8 protein-coding genes are annotated in these 6,000 nt (G+C 46.6%); all 8 read left to right on the top strand.

Annotated elements, in window-relative coordinates; translation table 11 throughout:
* Nucleotides 1-211: 211 nt before the first annotated feature.
* Complete coding sequence (locus WCT94_RS15940; protein WP_336870330.1) at nt 212-448, top strand: hypothetical protein; 237 nt, start codon at nt 212-214, stop codon at nt 446-448.
* Nucleotides 449-586: 138 nt separating this feature from the next.
* Complete coding sequence (locus tag WCT94_RS15945; protein ID WP_336870331.1) at nt 587-1,825, top strand: hypothetical protein; 1,239 nt, start codon at nt 587-589, stop codon at nt 1,823-1,825.
* 16 nt (nt 1,826-1,841) lie between these two features.
* On the top strand, nt 1,842-2,120 hold the full coding sequence (locus tag WCT94_RS15950) for a DUF2523 family protein (RefSeq protein WP_336870332.1): 279 nt from the start codon (nt 1,842-1,844) through the stop codon (nt 2,118-2,120).
* Nucleotides 2,121-2,126: 6 nt separating this feature from the next.
* Nucleotides 2,127-3,167, top strand: a complete 1,041-nt coding sequence (locus WCT94_RS15955) for a zonular occludens toxin family protein (protein ID WP_336870333.1) — start codon at nt 2,127-2,129, stop codon at nt 3,165-3,167.
* A complete protein-coding gene (locus WCT94_RS15960; protein ID WP_336870334.1) occupies nt 3,164-4,354 on the top strand; it encodes a type II secretion system protein GspD in 1,191 nt (396 codons plus the stop codon). Before WCT94_RS15955 ends, WCT94_RS15960 begins: the two co-directional genes overlap by 4 nt.
* 478 nt (nt 4,355-4,832) lie before the next feature.
* Entirely contained in the window at nt 4,833-5,156 is a 324-nt protein-coding gene (locus WCT94_RS15965; protein WP_336870335.1) for an MbcA/ParS/Xre antitoxin family protein, read from the top strand.
* A 167-nt stretch (nt 5,157-5,323) separates the two neighbouring features.
* Complete coding sequence (locus tag WCT94_RS15970; protein ID WP_336870336.1) at nt 5,324-5,518, top strand: hypothetical protein; 195 nt, start codon at nt 5,324-5,326, stop codon at nt 5,516-5,518.
* Nucleotides 5,519-5,639: 121 nt separating this feature from the next.
* On the top strand, nt 5,640-5,912 hold the full coding sequence (locus WCT94_RS15975) for a hypothetical protein (RefSeq protein WP_336870337.1): 273 nt from the start codon (nt 5,640-5,642) through the stop codon (nt 5,910-5,912).
* Nucleotides 5,913-6,000 lie beyond the last annotated feature (88 nt).

The following is a 6,000-nucleotide window of genomic DNA, read 5'->3' on the forward strand; positions in this document are numbered from 1 at the left end:
TTTTATGAGTTTTTTCATCGCTGTCCGAGCCCACTATTGGGGGTGAGATATGGGTGAATTATGGGCGGCAAATTCGCAATTTTTTTCATTTGCGTTCAGTAGTGTTCTGGGTCTCTGGCTCGTATCCCATTGTTGTGGGGTACTGCTGCGACTAGTGCGGTTCGGCTAGAAATAATAGTTATTATTCAATCAATTAATCTGAGGTATTCATATGAAACTGAAAAATATTTTTGTATCTGTATCGGCTGCATCTGCGGCAATTCTGGCTCCTGCGGCGGTTTTTGCCGCTGAGGGCGCGTCGGCGGCGCTGGATTTTTCCGGGGTGACCGAGGGATTTAGCGTTACAGCGGTTGTCACCGCTGTTATGGCCATCGCCGCCGGATTGATGGGCTTATATCTGGCTATCAAAGGCGTTTCGACGATCATGAACCTCGTTCGCGGTCGATAATTTTATCGCAGGGAGGGGGGAGCCCCTCCAGTTTTTTATTATTTTTCATGGAGTCGTAGGATGGACTGGCAAATGATTTTTTTCCTCTGGGGGCTAGTCAGTGCGTGGGCAGTTATTACCGGACTGAGGGGCATATAGATGAAAAAAATCATTTTTTTGTTTTTGGGAGTCATATTTTTCTGCGCCGCAGCTAACGCGATCATTCCCGCGTTGGTCGTTGGCGCTGAGACCGTCGCGGGATTCGCTCTGAGGGCGGCAGTTTCGCGGGGCGCGGCGAATTCTGCGGTTTATGCAGCAGAGCGCGTCGCAATGAGTAATGTGACGAGAATTGCTATAAATCAGTCTGTTGCTAAAATTTCCGCGAGTTCTGCTACCCGTCTGAAACTTGCGAGCGGCGTCGCGTCGTGGGCGCTAATTGGTGATTCGTTGCTAAAAATCGGCGACGAAATTTTTGGCACTGACCCCAATGCGGGAATTTCGTCATCGCCCACGCTCACGGCCATCGACAATGGGCGAAAATTTTTTAGCGGGGCTGGTAAGGGCGGATCTTCGCCGTATTTTTCTGGCGATGAACACGCGGCTTTGGTGGCTGCGGTCTATCAATATCGAGCAGATAATGGCGTTTTGTACTGCCCGAGTGGCGCAAAATGCACGCACAGCCCAGATTTTTCGGTTACAGCGACCCGTATTTCTGGGGGATTAACGGACTATACGCTGCGGTACAGTTTTTCCTACCCGCAGTCGTCCGGCTCGATAAAAACGGATTTTATTACCGAGGTCGTTTCTGTGCAGCAAAACAAAAACTACTCGCCAGAGATCCCCCCGTCAGTACCAGATATCACGCCCGAACAGCAGGAAAAGTTGCAACAAACCGCGCTGAATGCTCAACAACTGGCCGACACCCTGAATGCGCTGCTACTGGATGCCGCTAGTCAATCCGATTATCAGGGAGTACCAATCAGCAGCGCGAACCCGCTGATTTCGGCGAGGGATATTTTAGACGCGGCCGCTGCAATCGGGCGTCCTAACCCAACGCAGGCTGAATGGACTACCCCGTGGTCTGACCTGCAACCAGAAACCCAGCCTCAACCTGAGCCGAATCCTCAGCCGGAAACACCTCCTATCCCCCCTGAACTGGAATCAACTCCAGACGGGAAAACAATTTTAGCGCCCCTAACTGGGGCATTTTCTGAATGGGAAAGTTTTTCGATCGGTTCGCGGTCAGCTCAGTGTCCGGTGGCTAAATTTTCCGTCTGGGATACAAATTTCGTTGTCGATTCTCACTGCGAATTGATTGAAAAAAATCGGGAGCTAATACGAATTTTTTGCCTGATTTGTTGGGGATTTGCGTCGTTCCGGCGCGTGATGTCTGCCTGATAATGGAGGAATAAATATGCTGGCTGCACTATATACGGGGCTGGGTTTTTTGTTGCGCGGAGTCGTAGTTAAATTCGGAATCATGTTTGCTCTATTTTTTGTCGTTCAGGAATTCGTACCGGTTTTGTTGTCATTGGTAAATGTATCTCCGCTGCCTTTGATTGAGTTGTTCGGTCAACTGCCTGATTCAGTTTGGTATTTTTTAAATCTATTTCAGGTTCCGACTGGAATCGCGATGATGATTTCCGCAATTATTGCGCGATTCATCATCCGTCGAATCCCATTAATAGGATAAATATCAGTGGCAATTTCAGCGTATTTGGGAGTGCCGGGCAGCGGTAAATCCTTCGAGGTTGTTCGGAGCGTAATAATTCCAGCCGTGTCTCAGGGGCGGCGGGTCGTATCAAACATTTATGGTCTAAATCCTGAGTTAATATATTCATTTGTTAGAAAAAATAATAAAACCGAAAATATGGGTGAGGTTATTCATGTCTCTAATGAGCAGGTTCAGGATGAATATTTTTTCCCCTATAAAAGCGCTGTAACCGATGGAAAAAACACATTTTGTCAGGCGGGTGACCTCATCTGTATAGATGAGGCGTGGCGAATATGGGGTTCCGATTCAACCGTTCCTCAAAACCATAAATCGTTCATTGCCGAGCATCGCCATTTTGCGCACCCTGAAACAGGCGTGACCTGCGATTTGGTGGTTATAAATCAATCGATATCCAATTTGCCCCGATTTATTCGTGATCGAACTGAAACCAGCTACAGGATGACAAAATTAAAATCTCTGGGTCTTAGTTCCATGTATCGGGTTGAGATTTTTGGGGGCGCAAAACTCACTAAAAATGAACGCGTTTCAGTCAAAAATTATCGTTACGACAAGAGGATTTTCCCGTTATATCAATCGTATGACGGAAACGGTTCTGAACAGATTGTCGATAAACGGCAGAGCATTTTTTCAAACATCACTCTGCTGATTGTTATCGTGATATTGGTAGTTACGGTGTCACTAGGGGGTTGGTATCTATGGTTTTTTTTCCATCCTGAGAATAAAAAAATACCTGTTCACCAAAATCAGCCTGCGGGAGCGGTCAGCCAGTTCCAGCAAAATCCCGCCGTTCCTGCACCTGCGCCGATTGCCACTCCAAAAATCTCAACCCAATGGCGGGTTAGTGGGCTAATTCAGGATAAAAATGGTCGGTTCGTCATCCTGTCTGGCGCTGATGGCCGTCAGCGGGTCGAACCGGCAGCAGGTTTTGTTGTGAGCGGCGCGATTATGTCAGGTGTATTAGATGGCGAAATTGTTACGACGTGGTCAGGGAGTTCTGCCAAATGAAAAAATATGTTTTTCCGTTGTTGCTGGCATTTGCATCTCAATCCCACGCTGCTGGGTCTGGGTCTGGGTCTGGGTCTGGGTCTGGGTCTGGTGTTGATTTTGAGCTGAAGGGCGTTTCCGTTCCTGATGCATTGTCAGTTTTTTACATGCAAATCCTAAAAAAACCGTTTCGACTCTCGCCTGATGTGGTGGCGATGCCTGAAAAAATATCATTCAGGTTAATGCCAGAACAGGACGCTCGTGCGTATCTCATCGAATATATGTCTGATATTGGTGTGTCGGTAAAATCGAAAAATGGCACTGATTTTTTTTATAAACCTCCGCAACTGGTTGAGAAAAAAACACCTCAATTTTCGTATGTGTATCGTCCATCATATCGCTCGCCAGAATATCTGGCCGCACAGCTGAAAACTCTGGTTGATGATGCCGCTAGATTTGCACAGGGTGAGGGAACCAATTCTGATTCGTTGGTTTTTTATGGATCGCGCGCCGACATCAACCGTGTCTCTGAGGCGCTGCCTCAGTTGGATACTCAGGCCGATGAGGTTCTGGTAGCTGGATATGTCTATGAGGTTCAGAATACTGCGCGTGATGGTTCAGGGCTACAACTAGCAGCCAACCTACTGAATACCAAGTTAAATTTTCAGATAGGGGGAAATTCGCGGGGATATGATAATTTTCTGAAAATCTCGACTGGCTCTATGAGTGCGCTCGTTGAGTTGTTTAAAACTGACAACCGGTTTAATGTTGTTTCATCCCCAACGCTACGCGCCCGTTCTGGTGCTGATGCGAGATTTTCCGTTGGTTCATCCACGCCTACGCTGGGGAATGTCTCGTATCAGGGGCAGTCCGCTGTCCAATCAGTCGTGTACCGCGATTCGGGGATAATTTTTTCTGTCAATCCGATGGTTAGAAAAAACGTGATCGACCTAAAAATTTCTCAGGAAATGAGTAATTTTACGGCCACCGACAACGGGGTGAATTCCTCACCGACTCTGATAAAGCGCGAAATTTCCACCGACATCTCGTTGCAGGATGGTGAAATTATCCTGTTGGGGGGGCTGGCTGAACAAAAAAACACTGATTCCAAAACGGGATTTAGTCTGTTGCCAATATTCACTAGTCAGGGGGCAGACAGTTCAAAAACGGACATCGTCGTCGTTCTGCAGGTCAGAAAAATCCGCTGACTGCTCACCGCAGCGCTCAGCGAGGAGGGCGGTTAGCGGATTTTCCCTCTGTAGCACATCGTTGAATTCGGTGTAATTTTGTACTGAAATTCATCTGATTTAATTTTAATGCATTGAATTTAAAATATTTTATTTTTACATTGTGCGCAGTGTCAGGGGATTTCATCGCATGTGCTGTAGAGGGAAGGTCATTTATGTCTCTAAAAAATATGAGTCGCCTTGAAAAATACCGTGCTCGCCAGGCTGAGCGAATTGTAGCTATGGTTCGGGCTATAGATGAGGGAAAAACCACCGTTGTGGCATCGCACTCACCGCCATGGAAAATCATCCGATGTGTTTTAGCAGGCGGTTTTTTATCGGAACGCCGGACGGCGCAAAAATTTATTTTTGGGCTGTGCGGGGTTGGCCGCAGGCAGCGATTCTGAGAATTTTCCCGCACTGAATTTCTGTTCATTTAATTGATATATAGGTGGTTTGTATGAGTATTTCAGGGCGAAATCCCGCAGTGCACGATGTTTCCAGTCTGAAAAAAATGGGTTCGCTGGCGCGAAAAACCTGCGAAATGGCGCAACTAAAAAAATCATTTGTGGATGCTGTTGGGAGCGATTCACTACGAGTCCCAGTCATATCAGAGCGAGCAGTGGAATTATTCGAGGGCGATGCTGCCTCGGCTGAAAAATGGTTGTCGGAGCCGAATCGCGCACTGGAATGGAAATCACCAAATGAAATGCTGTCGAATCCATCAGGGATAGACGCCGTTCTCAAATTGATAGCTCAGTTGCAACACAGTGTTTATCCATAAGCCAATTACCACCTCCTATACGCCGATTACCTATCAGAGTAGCCCGTCAAAAAAGCATTTTTCCAGACCTTTTTTTTCAATGCATCGGGATGAAATCTACGTCAACTTCGACATGATATAATCAAATGACTGAAACTACTGCGACTCATATATAACGGGGAATTATAATGAATATTCAAAAACGGTTGTCTGATTCACAAGTTGAAGATTTTAAAAACAATATTGATTTAATAAAATCCAGTCCTGAACTATCTGAGAGCTGTGGTTTTGCGATAGAACTTATTGAAAATGCAATAAACTCAAGGGTTGCAGGTTTGTGGACTGACGGCTATGAAAGCAGCGGTGCTTACACAAAGAGATAAGCTGACGGGCTATTATTATGGCCTTGTTGAATGGGTCTGGTTACTCCACAAGGCTGCACAGCATTTATCTATAAACAGTTTTGGTGTGGCTAAAAGGCAATTTTGCCTAATTGGAGGATACGTGAAACGGAAAATCACTGGACGCAATAAGCAGTTTTTGAGCAGCCTGTTAGAAAAAGTCGCGCTATGGGATTTACCGCTACATAGTGTAGTGGCGTTATCGGCCAGTGCAGCGGAAACGAAAAACGCCAGTCGGTTAGCGCGCCGTGGAAAATTGCGTCCTGACTGGACGCGAGCGGAATCGTGGGATGGTGGAGAATTTTTGCTGCCGTTTGCTGGCCCGAGTGGGAAAATTTACCATTATCAAATTGTCAGCCACAAGGACGATGGCTGATGCCAGAAAAAGAGTTTTACGAATGCGGGGATTTGCTCAGTGTAACGGCCAGTTCCCGCGTGAATCTCTATAGGTTCGCATAATGTAT

It is taken from the genome of Pectobacterium sp. 1950-15 (genome assembly GCF_037136835.1).
GTDB lineage: Bacteria > Pseudomonadota > Gammaproteobacteria > Enterobacterales > Enterobacteriaceae > Pectobacterium.